17 protein-coding genes are annotated in these 18,093 nt (G+C 41.6%); 6 read left to right on the forward strand and 11 right to left on the reverse strand.

What is annotated here, in order from left to right:
* Positions 1-160: 160 nt before the first annotated feature.
* Positions 161-3,049 (reverse strand): TonB-dependent receptor, encoded by a 2,889-nt coding sequence (locus AB669_RS05205; RefSeq protein ID WP_047798239.1) that lies wholly within the window; start codon positions 3,047-3,049, stop codon positions 161-163.
* Positions 3,050-3,248: 199 nt separating this feature from the next.
* Here AB669_RS05205 and AB669_RS05210 point away from each other — a divergent pair, with 199 nt between their 5' ends.
* From AB669_RS05210 to AB669_RS05220, 3 genes are read left to right on the forward strand one after another with little or no spacing between them, the layout of a single operon-like run.
* On the forward strand, positions 3,249-5,678 hold the full coding sequence (locus tag AB669_RS05210) for a penicillin acylase family protein (RefSeq protein WP_047798240.1): 2,430 nt from the start codon (positions 3,249-3,251) through the stop codon (positions 5,676-5,678).
* 5 nt (positions 5,679-5,683) lie between these two features.
* Positions 5,684-6,043 carry a hypothetical protein gene (locus AB669_RS05215; protein ID WP_047798241.1) on the forward strand — a complete coding sequence of 120 codons (360 nt, stop codon included), beginning with the start codon at positions 5,684-5,686 and terminating at the stop codon, positions 6,041-6,043.
* A gap of 19 nt (positions 6,044-6,062) precedes the next feature.
* Complete coding sequence (locus AB669_RS05220) at positions 6,063-7,046, forward strand: acyl transferase (RefSeq protein WP_369799731.1); 984 nt, start codon at positions 6,063-6,065, stop codon at positions 7,044-7,046.
* A 6-nt stretch (positions 7,047-7,052) separates the two neighbouring features.
* Here the strand turns inward: AB669_RS05220 and AB669_RS05225 are convergent, their stop codons facing one another.
* The 8 genes from AB669_RS05225 to tyrS all read right to left on the reverse strand — a co-directional run bounded on the left by AB669_RS05225 (position 7,053) and on the right by tyrS (position 12,274).
* Positions 7,053-7,490: a Fur family transcriptional regulator gene (locus tag AB669_RS05225; protein ID WP_047798242.1), complete on the reverse strand. Its 438-nt coding sequence runs from the start codon at positions 7,488-7,490 to the stop codon at positions 7,053-7,055.
* A gap of 20 nt (positions 7,491-7,510) precedes the next feature.
* Positions 7,511-7,954 (reverse strand): hypothetical protein, encoded by a 444-nt coding sequence (locus AB669_RS05230; RefSeq protein WP_047798243.1) that lies wholly within the window; start codon positions 7,952-7,954, stop codon positions 7,511-7,513.
* Positions 7,951-8,388 carry a hypothetical protein gene (locus AB669_RS05235; RefSeq protein ID WP_047798244.1) on the reverse strand — a complete coding sequence of 146 codons (438 nt, stop codon included), beginning with the start codon at positions 8,386-8,388 and terminating at the stop codon, positions 7,951-7,953. Before AB669_RS05235 ends, AB669_RS05230 begins: the two co-directional genes overlap by 4 nt.
* Entirely contained in the window at positions 8,388-9,608 is a 1,221-nt protein-coding gene (locus AB669_RS05240) for an ABC transporter permease (RefSeq protein ID WP_369799732.1), read from the reverse strand. The genes AB669_RS05235 and AB669_RS05240 overlap by 1 nt, the downstream gene beginning before the upstream one ends.
* A complete protein-coding gene (locus tag AB669_RS05245) occupies positions 9,605-10,231 on the reverse strand; it encodes an ABC transporter ATP-binding protein (protein ID WP_047798245.1) in 627 nt (208 codons plus the stop codon). Before AB669_RS05245 ends, AB669_RS05240 begins: the two co-directional genes overlap by 4 nt.
* Positions 10,228-10,386: a hypothetical protein gene (locus tag AB669_RS22075; RefSeq protein WP_156166680.1), complete on the reverse strand. Its 159-nt coding sequence runs from the start codon at positions 10,384-10,386 to the stop codon at positions 10,228-10,230. Before AB669_RS22075 ends, AB669_RS05245 begins: the two co-directional genes overlap by 4 nt.
* A gap of 9 nt (positions 10,387-10,395) precedes the next feature.
* The gene (locus AB669_RS05250) at positions 10,396-10,794 is read right to left on the reverse strand and encodes a MerC domain-containing protein (RefSeq protein ID WP_047798246.1); all 399 of its coding nucleotides are present in this window, start codon (positions 10,792-10,794) and stop codon (positions 10,396-10,398) included.
* A gap of 193 nt (positions 10,795-10,987) precedes the next feature.
* On the reverse strand, positions 10,988-12,274 hold the full coding sequence (gene tyrS / locus AB669_RS05255) for a tyrosine--tRNA ligase (protein ID WP_047798247.1): 1,287 nt from the start codon (positions 12,272-12,274) through the stop codon (positions 10,988-10,990).
* Positions 12,275-12,432: 158 nt separating this feature from the next.
* Here tyrS and AB669_RS05260 point away from each other — a divergent pair, with 158 nt between their 5' ends.
* From AB669_RS05260 to dapA, 3 genes are all read left to right on the forward strand, one after another.
* On the forward strand, positions 12,433-13,113 hold the full coding sequence (locus tag AB669_RS05260; RefSeq protein ID WP_047798248.1) for a hypothetical protein: 681 nt from the start codon (positions 12,433-12,435) through the stop codon (positions 13,111-13,113).
* Positions 13,114-13,202: 89 nt separating this feature from the next.
* On the forward strand, positions 13,203-15,215 hold the full coding sequence (ligA, locus tag AB669_RS05265; RefSeq protein WP_047798249.1) for an NAD-dependent DNA ligase LigA: 2,013 nt from the start codon (positions 13,203-13,205) through the stop codon (positions 15,213-15,215).
* A gap of 76 nt (positions 15,216-15,291) precedes the next feature.
* Positions 15,292-16,179 (forward strand): 4-hydroxy-tetrahydrodipicolinate synthase, encoded by an 888-nt coding sequence (gene dapA, locus AB669_RS05270; protein WP_047798250.1) that lies wholly within the window; start codon positions 15,292-15,294, stop codon positions 16,177-16,179.
* A gap of 112 nt (positions 16,180-16,291) precedes the next feature.
* Here the strand turns inward: dapA and AB669_RS05275 are convergent, their stop codons facing one another.
* Positions 16,292-16,468 (reverse strand): histone H1, encoded by a 177-nt coding sequence (locus AB669_RS05275; protein ID WP_047798251.1) that lies wholly within the window; start codon positions 16,466-16,468, stop codon positions 16,292-16,294.
* A gap of 259 nt (positions 16,469-16,727) precedes the next feature.
* Positions 16,728-17,969, reverse strand: coding sequence for an aminotransferase class I/II-fold pyridoxal phosphate-dependent enzyme (locus AB669_RS05280; RefSeq protein WP_047798252.1), 1,242 nt, complete (start codon positions 17,967-17,969; stop codon positions 16,728-16,730).
* Positions 17,970-18,093 lie beyond the last annotated feature (124 nt).

Here is an 18,093-nt window from a genome sequence, read left to right on the forward strand (position 1 = left end):
AAAACTCAACATTTTCAACTTAACAAAAACAATGCCTGTTAACCGGGTCAAATTGTTTTAACAAAATGATCATAAACTAACCTAAACACATTACCCCATAAAAAAAATAGCTTCCCGAATCCGGAAGCTAATTCAATAAGAATATTCAATTTCAGGCAATCTAAGGATTGAATGTAAAAGCAAGATAATAGATCGCGCCTGCCTGAGGATTTCCGTACGAAGTAATATAATATTTGTTCAGAATGTTTGAACCACCTAGCTTAACAGTAGACAATACTGAAGGTATTCTTAAGCTAACCTGTGCATCCATTGTACTAAAGGCAGGCACTTGTCCGGCAGCGAATGAAGAATTCCAGTAAAACTGGTCTTGCCAGCGGTAATTCACATTGAATCCAAAGTTTTTAACAATTTCCCGATTACCCAAGCCTAAGTTATAGCGAACTTTAGGGGTATTGAAATCATTGATGTAATTCGCCGGAAGGTCACCAATCTGATTATAGGAAACGTTACCACTCACATTCCATTTTTCAATTACGTAATCCAAACCTAAAGCGGCGCCATAAGAAGTCACTTCACCTTCTGCATTTACAGGTACGCCGTATTTCACGAAACTTCCGCTACGGTTTTGATATACATTTACAGCGGTGATGAAATTTTTATATTGGTTGTAATAACCATATGCATCGATCAACAAATGTGTTCCGAGTAAGCCTTTATAACCAATTTCATAAGACTTCACACTTTCAGGCCGAACCCCTCTTGCATCAAATGTATATTTCTGCAATAGGGTTCCTGCAGTAGGGCTGCCTGCAATCGCAGCGGCCAGATATGCCCTGTAGCTGCTTTCAGTATAGCCTTTAGTAGCTTCGGCGCTCAAACCGTACTTATCTAAAAACTCAGGTAAACCACCAATTAATCTTTGTGATCCGCCCCCTACTGATAAATCTATGTATTGGTTTTGGGTTGTCGGATTGCGATAACCTGTTTGAAAAGAAACACGGATATTATTGTTTTTAGCCACTGTAAAAACACCCGTAATCCTTGGAGTAAAACGTCCTTCAAAATTAGTACTCTTATCATATCTTCCAGATACAGTAAGCTTGAAAATTTCACCAAACTTTTTACCTAGTTGTGCAAAGCCACCATATTCATCAATGTTAATTTTGCGGTTCAAATCATCGAAGATTGTACCGCCTGATCTCAACTGGTAAATTCTCGATGAAGCACCAACCTGTAATTCCACTACATTCTTCAGCGCATTACTGAAATTGTACATTCCTTCGTAATGGTACAGGTTTGTTTTGTCATCAAATTTAGCACCGTATATCCCTTTGCTTGCATCGCTTGTACTAATGGTCGTATTCATAATCTGCTCTTTTGCAGTTGCGAAATTTGGCGAGCCGGGAGCATATCGTGTCGCATCAGCATTTGCCCTGGCTGCTGCCTGGGCAGCAACATCACTGGCTCCCTGAGACCGGGCTGCTGAGTAGGCAATGGTATAAGTAGGAAACCAGGTTGAAGCAGTAGGACTTGATTTCTCATTAATATAACTTCCTAAAATAGAAGCAATGTACGAATCACCCGAACGCTCCTGCGTGGTATAGCCCCTTAAAAAGAAATCCTGCCCTTTTAACTCCAGTTTATACTGCCCGATGTTAAAGTTTCTCAGCGAGTAACGATCCGAACCCGTATACACAGATGTTCCTGTTCCCCAGTTGGCCTGCGCTATCAGCTGAATGGTGGGGGTAAAATTATAATAGGCCGCCCCTGAAACTTTCATTGATTCTGTTTTATAGTCTACCAGATCTTCCTCGTTGTAACCAGTACGCGATACGGTTTGGCTAGGCGTGGTATTTTTGTTTAAACTATACATCACACCTAAATAGGGCAGTGCCGGCCGCAAAGCAGCATAAGCCGGAATTGTATTCACCATATTAACGATCTGGGCATACGTCGCGCCACTGCTTATTAAACCATTAAAGCCGGCAAAGCCGGCTGGAGAAGCAGCCTGAAAAGCAGCCTGCACTGATCTTGCGGCCCCTAAAAGATTTGAATTCACTTCATCTCCGTAAACATTCACACCATCATAGCCCGGATCTGAAATCCTGTCCCCCGGCTTTACACTGTTTGAAACCCTGTCGTAGTTAGCGTAGTTATTGCCAAACCAGTCTTTAGCCTGAAGGAATGAAAAAGCACCCTTTATCCCGAACTTATTATTCCATGACTTAGCCACACGAACATCAAGCTGATTGAACGGTTGAACACTACTGTTGTCGTCATTTACATGGTTAACCCCCGTTTTATACTGAAAACTGGCGCCCTGGTATTTAAAAGGATCTTTCGAAGTCATCAGCAATGTACCATTAATCCCCCCGGCACCGTACAATGCAGAAGATGCGCCGGGAAGTAGTTCTACATTATCCACATCAAGCTCTGTAATGCCTACAATGTTTCCCACAGAGAAATTAAGCCCTGGGGCTTGATTATCCATTCCATCAATAAACTGATTGAAACGCGTGTTTCCATTGGAATTGAAACCCCTCGTATTGATTGATTTAAAAGTCAAACTCTGGGTACTGCCTTCTACTCCCTTCATATTGGTAATCGCATCATAAAATGAGGGTGCTGCAATTTCCCTTATTGATGCTGCGCTCATTCTTTCAATAGAAACCGGCGACTCCAGGATACGTTCGGGGGTTCTGGATGCAGAAACCACTACATCCCCGCCAAGTACAACAGCCGTTTCCATTTCGAAAGTAATACCAGCTGTAGATCCGGTTATCTGTTGCTCTACTGTTCCAAAACCCACATATGAGGCGACTAACGTGAACGGAACCTTTGCCGTTGTAGTAAATGAAAAACTTCCGGTTGCCGATGTAGCACCACCCCCGGTTTGCCCTTTTATGGTTAAACTTACTCCGGCAAGACCTTCTTTGGATTGCTTATCTCTTACCGTTCCGCTAACGGTAATATTCTGTGCCTGTGCAGCGAAGTTAAGGGTGCACATCAAAATCGACACAAAAAAGATTTGTGTAAAAATTCTGCTCATAAATGATCGTAGATTTGGTTGTTTGTCTAATTAGTTATCTAAACTTAAACCCTTTTTTCCACTTAAGCAAATTATGTTTGCATAATATTTCGCATCTTGTTTCGTAATTTTGAATGACAAACGAATTATTGCATTTTGCAATGAACATAAATCATCATTTTACGCTAACTTAGTATCCTGAGATTTTCAGTTAACCACTATGAACAAAGTTAAAGCGCTGTTTTGCATCATCATACCTATTGCCCTTGCTTTTTTATTTAATACCAAACTGGGCAGCACTCCCCCACTTTTAAAATTTCTGAATCCTTTTATGGGTTTCTGGCAAAATGCCGAGAACAATCATTTTATGTTCAACCATAAGGCGAAAATTAAAGGTGCCATTGATCAGATCGAAATCGTATTCGATGACCGGATGATCCCTCATATTTTTGCAAAGAATGATCATGATCTTTACCTTGCTCAGGGATATGTGACCGCTATGCACCGCTTATGGCAAATGGATTTCCAGACCAGGTTTGCCGCCGGAAGAATTAGTGAGGTGGTGGGCGAGAAGGCCATTGAGGTAGACCGCTATCAAAGAAGAATGGGCATGGTATATGGCGCTGAAAACTCACTCAAGGGAATGATGGCAGACCCAAAATCTAAAGAAATGATCCTGGCTTATACAGCGGGAATAAATGCTTACATCAAAACCTTATCAAAGGCCAATTATCCATTAGAATATAAAATACTCGATTTTAAACCAGAGGAGTGGACACCAGTAAAATGCGCGTTGCTGCTGAAACAGATGTCGGCCGTGCTGGCCATGGGCTCTGATGAGTTCTACATGACCAATATTCTGAAGAAATTCGGACCTGAAATTACAAAAAATCTTTTTCCAGACTACCCTTTCCGTGAAGACCCGATTATTCCGGTAGGCACCAAATGGGACTTTTCTCCCCTTCCCACTCCTAAAACTCCGGAAAGCTTTACACAGGCACTCACCGGTGAAGTAAAAACCAAAGAAAAGGTAGAAGGTATAGGGAGCAATAACTGGGCAATGTCCGGATCTAAAACTGCATCAGGTTTCCCCATTTTAGCCAACGATCCGCACCTTGACCTCACCCTGCCTTCCATCTGGTATCAGATTCAGCTCCACGCACCTGGAATTAATACCTATGGCGTTTCATTGCCTGGTGCTCCGGGTGTGATCATTGGTTTTAATCAAAAAATTGCCTGGGGTGTAACCAATGTCGCAGCAGATGTGCTCGATTTTTATCAGATTAAGTTTAAAGATTCCAGCCATAATGAATACTGGTATAACAATAAGTGGAATGCCACCACTAAAAGAATGGAAACCATTAAAATCCGTGGAGGTAAAGATGAGGTTGACACGGTATTTTATACGCATCATGGTCCTGTAGTTTATTTCCAGAAACCCAAGTACGGCAGAGCGGACAATGTGCCGGTTGGAGATGCACTGCGCTGGATTGCACATGATAGTTCCAATGAGCTGATGACTTTTTACAAACTTAACCGCGGTGAAAACTATAATGATTACCGTAAAGCGCTTACCTATTATACCGCCCCGGCTCAAAACTTCGTTTTTGCAAGTGTAGACAATGATATTGCCATTACACCGAACGGGAAATTCCCACTGAAGTGGAAAGATCAGGGTAAGTTTATCTTAGATGGTACTGATCCGGCATACGACTGGCAAGGTTGGATTCCAGCTGCGCAAAACCCTACGGTTAAAAATCCACCAAGGGGATTCGTAAGCTCTGCTAACCAGTCGTCAACCGATCCGTCCTACCCTTATTACATTAACTGGGAGTTTGCTCCCTACGAGCGTGGGAAACGAATTAACGATAAACTGGCAGCTATGAATAAAGCAACGGCAGACAGCATCCGTTTGATGCAAACCGATAGTTACAGCATTCTTGCACAAAACCTGCTCCCTGCCATCACCCCATTATTAAATACGGAGCAACTTAACGCCACACAAAAAGAAGCTTTAAGTTATATCAATAAGTGGAACAAGCGTTACGATGCCGATCAGATTGCAGCCAGCGTTTTTGAAATCTGGACCAAGCGCCTCTCCAAAAATATCTGGGCAGACGAGTTCGAAGTGAAAGGAATTCCTATGCGTTATCCATCCCGCGACCGTACGGTTGAAATGATTTTAAAAGAGCCAGATGCAACCTGGTACGACAATATCAGCACTGCTCAGAAAGAAAGCCTGACCGATCTGGTTAATGAGGCTTTCAAATACAGTTGTGATAGCCTGGAGCGCAGGTTTGGCCCAATCAATAAAGACTGGAACTGGAGCAACGTGAAACAGACGAATGTGCCCCACCTGGCAAAAATACCAGGCTTCGGATCTAAAGTATTACAAATCGGTGGTGCGAAAAGTACCATTAATGCATTGGGAGAAACCAATGGTCCTTCATGGAGAATGGTCATTGAACTGGGTAAAAAACCAAAAGGGCATGGTGTTTATCCTGGTGGTCAGTCCGGTAACCCCGGAAGTAAATTCTACGATAACATGATCGATACCTGGGCAAGCGGTCAGCTTTATGATCTGTTTTATATGCAAACACCCAACGATAACTCAGGAAAAATAATTTCAAGGTTAAAAATTTCTAAATAGTCACCATGGTTTTCATCGTCATATTAATAGTCTGTTTTCTACTGCAAATGGTTGCCCCATGGTGGATCATTATTGTGATTTCCTTTGCTACATGTGGCATCATCGGTAAAACCGGAAGAATAGCATTCTGGCAATCGTTCCTGGCCATCTTCTTACTCTGGATAGGTTACTCCCTGTTTAAAAGCCTGCCAAATGATAACCTGTTAGCTGGGCGCGTCGCGGTAATGACCGGGATAAAACTCTGGTGGGCGCTGTTATTGGTTACCGGACTTTTGAGCGGACTTGTTGCCGGTATCGGTGGTTACTGTGGCTATCATTTCCGCATGGCGATGCTCGCCAAAAAAACTGACGATAAAATAGCATAATGCTTTGTACTTTTGTTGCGTGATCCAGAGCCCAAAAGAAATATTTACAATCAATTCTCCTGAAGCATTTGCCACATTTGCCCTGGATATTTTCAGGTTCCAGGCGCAACACTGCTTGGTTTATCAGGCCTATATTCAGAATCTACGGGTGATAGCCGAGGAGGTAAAAAGCGTAAATCAGATTCCTTTTCTGCCAATTTCTTTTTTCAAATCGCATCAGATCATAAGCAGTTCTTCCCCTGTAGAAGTTACTTTCAGTAGCTCAGGTACTACGGGAATGGTCACCAGCAGTCATCACGTAACAGATGCCAGTTTATACGAACAAAGTTACCTTCAGGCATTCACTAAATTTTATGGCCCTGTTGATGAATATTGCTTCTTAGCACTTCTGCCTTCCTATCAGCAAAGATCAGGCTCCTCACTGATTTATATGGTAAACGACCTGATAGAGAAAAGCAATCACCCGCAAAGCGGATACTTCCTCTACAACCATGATGATCTTTTTACTTTATTAAGCACCCTGAAGGCGAAAAAACAAAAAACAGTTCTTATCGGGGTCACTTACGCTTTACTTGATTTTATCGAACAGTACCAAATGCATTTCCCGGAACTCATTGTAATGGAAACCGGTGGAATGAAGGGCAAAAGAAAAGAAATGGTTCGCGAGGAATTACATGAGCAACTGACCAAAGGGTTTGGTGTGCCTGCGATCCACAGTGAATACGGCATGACAGAATTACTTTCACAGGCCTACTCTTTGGGCGAGGGCGTATTCAATTGCCCGAACTGGATGAAGGTTTTGATCCGCGACACCAATGATCCTCTATCCCTTATTCCGGATGGAAAAACCGGAGGAATTAATGTGATTGACCTGGCCAATATCAATTCCTGCGCTTTCATTGCTACTCAGGATCTGGGGAGAATTAATCCGGATGGAAGTTTTGAAGTGTTAGGTCGCTTCGATAATGCTGATATCAGGGGCTGTAATTTGCTGGTACAGTAAATAAACTTAATTTACTTTATCTGTACAAGCAGAGCAAATACCTGTCGCGATCAGGTTTAAATGCTGCACCTTAAAACCAGATGGCACCTTAGGGACCGGTATTTTCACGCTTTCCAGGCAATATATTTTGTGGCAGTTGTCGCAATCAAAATGCACATGTTCATCATGGTGCTGGTGTGCATCACAACCATCCGAGCAAATGGCATAATTAGCGGTGCCATGGCTATCAAGAACTTTGTGAATAATTCCTTTTTCTTCAAAGGCTTGCAGCACGCGGTAAAGTGTTACCCGGTCCACCACTTTTCCCATTACCTGTTCCAGGTAAGGCTGAGATGTTGCAGAATCCCTTCCACTCAAAATTTCCAGCACCTGCAACCTTGCACCAGTACGTTTTAGGCCGTTTTTTACCAGAAGTTCTTCAAAGCGGGTGATATTATTATCCATATTCTTACAAAAATAAGCAATTAAACAATGATTTTTGCATGCCTGATACTGATCGGAGGAGCATAACTGGCATCCTTATGCTCCAGTATCAGTAGGCCGCTTACGTGAATAGGCTTTTCGGTAAAGGGAATAGCATTTTCCATTTCGATCATGATCATCACCGGAACGCCGTTTTGCCCGCAGAAAAAACACTGGTTAACCGGGAGTGTAGCCAGGAGGAATTTTTGCTGCTTTTGCCCGCTTTTAATGGGTATGAGATATCCCCGTAAATCAAAGTTTTTATTTTCGAAACGCCGGATTGTTTCTGTAAAAATCGGGAAGAGCGCGTTCTTCTCTGTAAGTTCAAACTTAACCGAACCGATAATATCCCAGTTCATTGAACGAAGTTGATCATTCGGGTTATGGGTCTGGGCCTTTAGAAAAACATTACTTAAAATTAATATCAACAACATTAACTTTTTCATATTTGAACAGCGTTAAGTAGAAAAAATTCCGACCGGTCGTCTCCTGAATCATTAATCAGCAATTTACCCCTGATCTTAACTGGTTTGTCCGTCCATTCTATAGGGTGTTTCATTTTTACTTCAATCATGGAAGGGATATCCCCCGAACCACAGTAAGGGCAGGATTCCAGGGGAACGATTGAGAACATAAATTCCGAAAAGTCAGTTCCAACTTTTGTTGGAATAATATATCCAGGCAGTTCAATTACTTTGTTATTGATCGCCCGAAGTTCCGGAGGGAACACAGTTTGCCATACCAAAGGCTTTACCTGTTTTTCGTACTTCAAGCCTAATAGATTCCAGTTGGCCGTCCTCAAATTTACATGCCCCGGGGGCTGGGCAAAGCAATAGCCGCATGTAAAGGCTAAAACTATTGTAAGTACTGCACTTCTCATTATCGTTCGCTGGTTAAAGTTTTAGCAATATCCACTTTAAAAACCTGGAAAGCCGGCAATAAAGCCGCTAATACACCAATCACTATGCCGGCCAGAAGTAAATAGAGTTCATCAGTCATAAAATAAAACCCATTTAGTTTAGCCTGTGCCGCTTCCTGGAAAAATCCGATGACATAAAGTGACCCATGACCAATCAGTATTCCTACGATCGCTCCGGCGACGGTTAACTGTAAGCTCTCCATCAACACTAAAAAGAATAGTTTAAACTTCGAAGCACCTAAACAGCGCATAATCGCCAAATCATATTTCCTCTCCTTCATTGAATTGTATAAACTGATAAAAATGCTCAGACCAGAGATCAGCATGATAAAAGCAGCAAACCATTTCAGGGTATCAATCCCTATACCGATAAGGGAAAACAAACGGGCACTTTCCATTGCCGGAGAGGCAGCCTGCATATTTGTGCTTTTATTCACCATACGGGGAAAAACCACCACAGACATTGGCGAACGGTATTGAATCAGTAAGGCCGTAATTTCCCTGTTGTTAATTTCCGCTTTGCTATCCTGCTGGCTATCCTGGTGTTCATCTTGATGTTCATTACCTTCATGCATTTTATAAACGCTCCCGATATTGGTCAGTATAAGCTGATCGGTAACATTGCCTTGAGGCTTTAAAATCCCCATTACCCTGTAAGCATGTTGCTTGTGCACATCATCACTACCGGACAGGCCGTGTGCACCAAAAAAGGTATCTCCAACCTTTAAGCCCGTAGTCCTGGCCACTTCACTTCCAATAGTGGTTTCAAGGTCTTTTTCCCAGAATTTCCCCCAGCCAAGATCGAGTCCGTAAAGCGCGATAAAGGACTGGTCAGTTCCCACTATGCGGTTTCCCATATAGTTATCGCCCAGTGCAAGTGGTACGGCAAGCCTTACCATTGGGTTCTCTGCCAGTTTCCGGGCATCTGAAACAGGAATATTTCCCGTCGGAAAATCAATATGATAAATGCTGCTTAAGATCAATTGCAAAGGACTTCCTTTGGCGCCTACCACTACATCAATATCCTTAGCATTCTCTTCCAGTTTACTGCTGATTTGCTGAGTGGCCAGCATCAATATGGACAGAATTCCAATGCCGAAAGCCACCAAAGTGATATTTAAAAACGCCGTGAGTTTATTCCTAAGCAGGTTCTTTCTTCCTATGGTAAAAATACTGATCATAACAGGTATGCATTAGAAATAAAAGGCTGAATGCGCTGATCGTGAGTGGCCACCAGTAATGCTGCTCCGTTGGCTTGTGCCTGTTCCCTGAGCATGGTAATGACCTGTACGGCATTCACATCATCGAGACTTGACGTCGGTTCATCGGCGATCAAAAGGTCGGGCTTATTTACAAGCGCCCTCGCTACGCTAACCCTTTGAAGCTGTCCCTGACTTAACTGATCAGGAAATTTATCTTTCTCATCGATGATATTCAAACTTTCCAAAAGCATTAACTGGTGCTCCTGATCGGTTGTGAGGCCAGCCATGGAGGCCGCTATATCCAGGTTTTCGATGACGCTAAGTGAACGGATAAGGTGCGGGCGCTGGAATACAATGCCAATCCGGGCACCTCTGAATTTATCCATTTCCCGTAGGGTTAATCCGTATAATGGCACCCCATCAATGAGCACCTCTCCTGAAGTGGGTTTCAAAAGTCCTGAAAGAATATTCATCAAGGTGCTTTTACCACTACCTGATGCGCCAAGCAGAAGCCAGTGTTCCATGGCCGCTATGTTTAAATCCGGAAAATTTATGACCCGTCCCCCCGGGTAGTGGTGTGATAAAGATTTTATGCTGATCATCGTTGTGGATGTTTTGAGTTCGTTTTGATTACATTTTTTATGGCATAGCGCTTGTAGGCAGCTTGTGCATCGGCACTTCCATGCCTGCAGGCTGGATTAAGCATAGAAATAAAGCCCAATGCCGATAGCATTACAGTTTTGCGTATCGTATTCATTTGAAAAAATTAATCGTGCTGGTGATCAATTGGACAATTTTTCAGCATTCTCAGGTTGGTGAAGTGAGCTGCTGCAATGGTGATACCTCCAAGGGGAATCAAGATGGCTTCGAAATGAGCCACCGGCAAAAAATGACCAGATGCAATCAGTATGAATCCACAAATCAAAATAAATAGCGGCCGAATGCTATGATGCTGTGAGCGATAGCCCCTTGCTAAACTCCATATGCCAAGTACCAGTGAAAGTGCAATCATGGTAATCTCTACAGCATCGTTTGCCAAGAAATCCAGTCCCCATAACGGTAAAACAGTCATTACAAATGGAAGGGCCGCGCAGTGAACGGCACATAAAGTCGAAGCCGTTATACCGAGTTTATCTAAGTTCATATTCTTTATCAGTGTCTTCATATCTTAAAGTTCAGACTGCAAATATAAAAGCAATACTGTTGCGTTTAAAAAATATGGGCACATATTTGCAACATAATTGCAATAACATGATAAAGAGATATACAGGAGAGGCTTTATTTGTTTACAGGCAAGGGAAAATTCGAAGCGCCTGTAAAAGAAAAGTCCCGGTTTTTCAACCGGGACTTTCTAAATTTTATTCTGCAATCAGCAGGAAGTAGTTTTTCTTACCTTTCTGAACCACAATGAATTTATCGTTGATCAGGTTTTCACCATTAAAAATCTGCGAAAATTCTTTAATCTTTTCTTTGTTAACAGCAACCCCTCCCCCTTGCACCAGCTTCTTTGCTTCGCCTTTGGAAGGAGCAACAGTGGATTTCTCTGCCAGAAGTGTTGCCGCATCGATTCCGGCAGCTAATTCTGATTTAGAGATGGTAAACTGTGGAACTCCATCAAAAATATCAATAACGGCTTTGTCAGCTAAACCATTTAAAAATTCAAGCGATCCGTTTCCGAACAAAAACTCTGAAGTTTTGATTGCCGTTTCCAATGCCTCTAAAGAGTGCGTTTTCACAGTGATGTCTTCAGCCAGGGCTTTTTGAAGAATACGTAAGTGTGGGGCAGTATCATGCTCCGTTTCCAGCGATTCGATCTCTTCTTTGGTTTTAAGGGTAAAGATTCTGATCCATTTTTTCACATCGTCATCTGATGCATTCAGCCAGAACTGGTAAAATTTATATGGAGAGGTTTTCTCCGGATCCAGCCAAACTGCGCCGCTTTCGGTTTTACCAAACTTGGTACCATCGGCTTTCTTGATTAATTGAGTGGTAATCGCATAGGCAGTTCCCGAATCTTTCCTTCTGATAAGTTCAGTACCGGTAACAATATTACCCCACTGATCTGACCCGCCCATTTGCACCAGGCAGTTTTCATTTTTCCATAAATGGTAAAAGTCATATCCCTGGATAAGCTGGTAGCAGAATTCGGTAAAAGACAAACCAGAATCACCTTCCAGTCGCCTTTTTACGCTGTCCTTAGCCATCATATAATTCACGGTAATGTGTTTTCCCACATCACGGATAAAGGTAAAAAGATTCATGTCCTTGAACCAATCCGCATTGTTTACCATAACCGCGCCATTACCACCATCTTCAAATTTTAAAAACTTTGATAGTTGCTTTTTCATCCCTTTGAGATTGTGCTCAATCATCTCAGGCGTTTGTAAGTTACGCTCATCAGATTTTCCTGAAGGATCTCCAACCATTCCTGTAGCACCACCAACCAAAGCAAATGGCTTATGTCCTGCATTCTGGAAATGAATTAAAGTCATAATCTGAGTCAGGTGACCAACGTGCAACGAATCTGCGGTAGGGTCAAAACCAATATAACCAGAGGTCATACCTTCATTCAACTTTTCCTCAGTATTCGGCATGATATCATGCAACATGCCGCGCCATCTTAACTCTTCAACAAAATTCTTCATTGTATTACAATTAATTTGCGTGCAAAGATAAAATTTTAGCTTAGAAACTATTAAAATTTAAATATGGCTATGACTACATTTTCAAAACAGCTGCAGCAGCGATTTCTTTAATACTGAAATGACATTAAAGTAAAGTGATAAATCATATATTTATCCCGATGAACTTTCTGTCCCACTACTATTTTGACCGGTTAATCGACGATGCCAATGTGGTAATGGGCACAGTACTTCCCGATTTAATTAAAAATGCGTCGAAAGAGGCCAATCTATATCCTCAAAAAAATGAATTTCTTTTCAAAGGCAATCCTCAAGAGGAAGCATTGCTTGCCGGATGGAAAAGACATCTGGCAGTCGATTTATACTTTCACTCTTCGGGCTTTTTCTTTGAAAAAACAGCAGCACTCAAACAGCTGATCAAACCAATCGTAGAGCATACCCATGTTCGTCCTTCTTTCCTGGCGCATATTGGTTTGGAATTACTGCTGGATCACCTTCTGATTGAACACAACCACATCCAGGTAAATGGCTTTTATGACAACCTTCAGCATGTTGATCGAGAATCTTTGAGCGATTTTCTGGAACATTGCGGATTGAAAAATCAGGATGTCTTTTTTAAATTTTTGGCAGAATTTATCAGCAGTAAATATCTGTTGAGTTATCAAAAGCTTGGTAATATCAGTTATGCGCTGAATAGAATCTGCATGCGGGTATGGCCAGAAACGTTGACCGAGATTCAACTGCAGCAGCTCACCCATCAGCTTGAAGCATTCAAGATTGTTTTGGAAAAAGACTTTATGGACATTTTCAGGGAGATAGAGATTAAACTTCAAACCGCTTAACGCTGATTCAGGTTAATTGCTGCACAAACCTTTAAAAATTATTTCACTGCCTCATCACAACCCTCTCATCCTTTTTTTATATTTGCGATATGTCGCTGAATGCAATAAAAGAAGAAATGGAGGCCCTGGTTGAGGAATTGAACCAGCACAATTATAATTACTATGTGCTGGCTATGCCCACCATCGGTGATTATGAGTTTGATAAGAAATTAAAACACCTTGCTACGCTCGAAGCAGCTCATCCTGACTATGCTGATCCCAACTCCCCTACCCAGAGGGTTGGTGGCGATGTGACCAAAAATTTTATCACTGTTCAGCATAAATATCCAATGCTATCATTGGGTAATACTTACAATGAACAAGATTTAAGGGATTTTGACGAGCGTATCCGCAAAGCCATTGGCGACAATTTCGAATATGTTTGCGAGTTGAAGTTTGACGGCTTATCGATGAGTCTAACTTATGAGAATGGAAAGCTGATCAGGGCAGTTACCAGAGGTGATGGTTCAAAGGGTGATGATGTGACCAGTAACGTAAAAACAGTCCACACCATCCCCCATCAAATTAAAACGGGTAAGGCGCCCGAACATTTTGAGATCAGAGGTGAAATATTTATGCATAAAGCTGCTTTTTTAAGGCTTAATGCTGCACGGGAAGAGCTCGGAGAAATTCCATATGCCAATCCCAGAAACTTTGCCTCAGGAACGATTAAAATGCAGGATAGCAAAGAGGTTGCAAAACGTCCGCTGGATGGCTTTATTTATTTTTTATATACAGATAAAAATGAGTTTAAGACTCATTGGGAGAGCCTACAGTCTGTTAATGATTGGGGATTTCATGTGTGCGAACATAACCGGCTGGTAAAAAACATTGACGACGTGCTCGCTTTCATTCATCATTGGGAAAATGAACGTTTCAAACTCAGTTATGATATCGACGGAATTGTGATCAAAGTAAACAGTTATGCGCAACAGCAGGAGTTAGGCTTTACGGCCAAATCGCCGCGTTGGGCAATTTCTTATAAATACAAAGCTGCCGAAGTTGAAACGGTACTCAACAAAGTGACCTATCAGGTAGGCAGAACCGGCGCGGTGACTCCTGTGGCTAACTTACAACCCGTATTGCTTGCCGGAACAACAGTTAAACGGGCGACTTTGCACAATGCCAATGAGATTGAGCGGCTGGATTTGCATGAGGGAGACACTGTTTTTGTGGAAAAAGGCGGTGAAATTATCCCTAAGATCATCAAAGTAAATCTGGACAAGCGAATTGCAGGGTCAGAAAAAGTACACTACCTGCATAATTGCCCGGAATGCGGAACCGAACTGATCAGAAAAGAAGGTGAAGCGGTACATTATTGCCCCAACGATGAAGGATGTCCACCGCAGATAGTAGGTAAAGTTCAGCATTTTATCTCCCGCAAAGCCATGAACATTGATGGCTTGGGAGACGAAACCATAGAAACTTTCTATCGTCATGGCCTCATTAATCACATCAGCGATTTATACACCTTATATCAAAAATCCGATCAGCTAAAAACCCTCGACCGGTTTGGGGAACGTTCCATTGAGAATATGTTAGCGGGTATTGAAAAGTCCAAAGAGATGCCTTTTGAAAAGGTGTTGTTCGGACTGGGAATTCGTTATGTTGGGGAGACTGTAGCAAAGAAACTTGCTGCCGGAGTAAAGAATATCGATAACTTGTCTAAAGCAAGTGTAGATGAACTGATTGCCATTGATGAAATCGGTCAGCGAATTGCTGAGAGCATTGTTGAATACTTTGCAAAAAAAGAGCATTTAGAGCAGGTAGAATTATTAAAATCCGCCGGATTACGCTTTGAAATTGAAGAAAAGCTAATTGAGCTTGCCAGTGATAAACTTATTGGAAAAACATTCGTAATTTCGGGCGTTTTTGAAAACTACAGCCGCGATGAGTTGAAGGACATAATCGAGGCCAATGGAGGAAAGATTCTGAGTGGAATTTCAGGAAAACTAAATTACCTGGTAGCAGGAGATAATATGGGACCATCGAAGCTGGAAAAGGCTACCAAACTTCATGTACCTATCATTACCGATCAGGAACTTTTAGAAATGTTAAAATAAAATGCTTGAATTGAAAAAGGGTGTGTAAAACTAAGCGTACTTTATAAATTCAAATATCAATAATTATAAATAAGTAATGAACAAATTTCAGGGTACTGGTGTAGCATTGGTTACACCTTTCAACACAGATGGATCTGTTGATTATAATGGGTTAAAAAACCTGATTAATCATTTGATCGACGGAGGGATAGATTACCTCGTTTCTTTAGGTACAACCGGCGAAACTGCTACGATGACTAAGGACGAGAAGAAGAAGGTGTGGGCATATACTGCTGAAATTAATGATAACAGATTACCTTTAGTAGCTGGCATTGGCGGAAATAACACTTTGGCTGTTGCCGAAGACATTAAAGCTTTTGATACTACAGGCTACAGTGCCATATTATCAGTTAGCCCATATTACAATAAACCTACTCAGGAAGGCATTTATCAGCATTACAAATACCTGGCAGAAGTTTCTCCTTTAGATTTAATATTATATAACGTTCCTGGTCGCACGATGAGTAATATGAGCCCGGAAACGACCTGCAGACTGGCATACGATTTTAAAAACATCATTGCCACAAAAGAAGCTTCCGGCAGTTTTGATCAGTTCAATCAAATCCTGAGAGATAAACCTGAAGATTTTCTGTTGATCTCCGGGGATGATCCCATCACCCTACCGATGATGGCTCTGGGTGCAGCTGGTATTATTTCCGTTGTTGGTAATGCATTGCCTCGTCAGTTTTCTGATATGGTAAGAGCGTGTTTGTCCGGAGATTTTAAGGCCGCTACTCCAGCGCATTTAGCTTTGGTGGAGTTTACGCGTTTGGCATTTGCAGAGGGTAATCCGGCAGGGATCAAAGCCGCCTTAAAGCATTTGGATGTATGTGGCGATACTGTTAGATTGCCATTAATAAAGGCATCTACCGGCTTGAATGAATTGATCATTAAAGAAATAGAGAAATTAAGTCAGTTGGCTTAAATATATTTTCGACCGATCACTTACAGCATAATTACCTGAACTTCCAGGTAAAACAAAACGCCCACTCAGATAAAATATCCGGGTGGGCGTTTTTCAAATATCTATTAGTCCCTTAATCTTTGTTTTTAGTTTCCTGAACTTCCAAACGAATAGCCTGAGCCAGGTTTTTCAAATCCTGCATGCCTTTACGAACACGTGTTCCGGCAGCGCTGTTTCCTTTAGTATAAAACTTGTCTGCATCAGCTTCCAAAGCTGCGATTAAACTTTTTACTTCTTCAAATTTTTTCATTTCTTAGTACTCCTATAATTTTAAAGGTTTGAGTTTTAATTATCTAACTCTAATTTAATGGCTTTGTTGTAATAAAAAAATTTTTGTCTGAATAAAAAGTAGTGCCTAAAACGATTTTTTCCACACGCCGGCAATTTTTAAACACTTTGAAGTATTTTATACACCCAATAACCAATTAAATATCAGTAGGATACACCATTTAACAAAAAAAAGCCCTTTAAACAAAGTTCAAAGGGCCTGCTGTAATATTATTTTGATCTTATGCGATCTGGAACTGGTTTTCTTTATAGTAACCATTTTCAAGCTTTTCAGCTACTTCGCTGAATGCGTCTAACGTGCGTTGAACATCTTCAAGCGTATGTACTGCAGTTGGAATTAAACGCAGCTCAATCATTCCTTTTGGAATTACCGGATATACCACGATTGAACAGAAGATGCTGTAGTTCTGGCGAAGATCGAACGTAATCGCTGTGGCATCTGTCAGTTCTCCTTTTAAGAATACAGGCGTTACCACAGAATCCGTTACGCCTAAATCAAAGCCACGCTCGCGTAAACCTTTTTGTAAAGTTGTAGCAATCTCCCAAAGTTTATCTTTTAACTGTGGCTGGCTTTTTAACAGTTCTAAGCGCTTCAACAATCCAATAACCATCGGCATTGGTAATGCCTTGGCAAAAGTTTGCGAGCGCATGTTGTATCTTAAGAAGTTAGTGATTTCTTCAGTTGAAGCAACAAAGGCTCCAATACCTGCCATTGATTTAGCGAATGTACCGAAGTACACATCTATGCCGTCAATGCAATCCTGTGCCTCATGCGTACCGGCGCCTGTTTTACCCATGGTACCGAAACCGTGAGCATCGTCAACCAAAATACGGAATTCGAAATCTTTTTTAAGGTCTACAATTTCCTTTAATTTACCCTGTGCGCCGCTCATTCCGAAAACGCCTTCAGTGATTAACAGAATACCACCACCAGACTCTTTAGTCAGTTTGGTAGCACGTTCCAGTTGTTTACGTGCACTGTCGATATCATTGTGTTTATAAACAAAACGTTTACCCATATGAAGGCGAAGGCCATCGATGATACAGGCGTGAGATTCTGCATCATAAACGATTACATCATTTCTATCCACCAAAGTATCGATGATGGATACCATGCCCTGATAACCGTAGTTCAACAAAAATGCATCAGGTTTACCTACAAAAGCAGCAAGTTCCTGCTCCAGTTGCTCATGATATTTGGAGTTACCGCTCATCATGCGTGCACCCATTGGGTAAGCCATACCGAACTGAGCAGCAGCTTCTTCATCTGCCTTTCTAACTTCCGGATGATTGGCTAAACCTAAATAATTGTTTAAGCTCCAAACTAAATGCTCTTTCCCCTTGAACTGCATGTGTGGTGCAATTTCTCCCTCCAGTTTCGGAAAAGAGAAATACCCATGAGACCATTTCTGGTGTTGACCAAGCGGGCCCATGTGTTTTGCTATCTTATCAAATATATCCAATGTATTATGTATTTTGTATAATAAAAATTTTGCGAATTTACGTTTTATTCGGCTTAAAATCAACCAGATTAATCGCTGACTTGTCAATTAAGACTTTTTAACACTCTAATTTTATGCCAAAAAA

It is taken from the genome of Pedobacter sp. BMA, assembly GCF_001027745.1.
Lineage (GTDB): Bacteria > Bacteroidota > Bacteroidia > Sphingobacteriales > Sphingobacteriaceae > Pedobacter.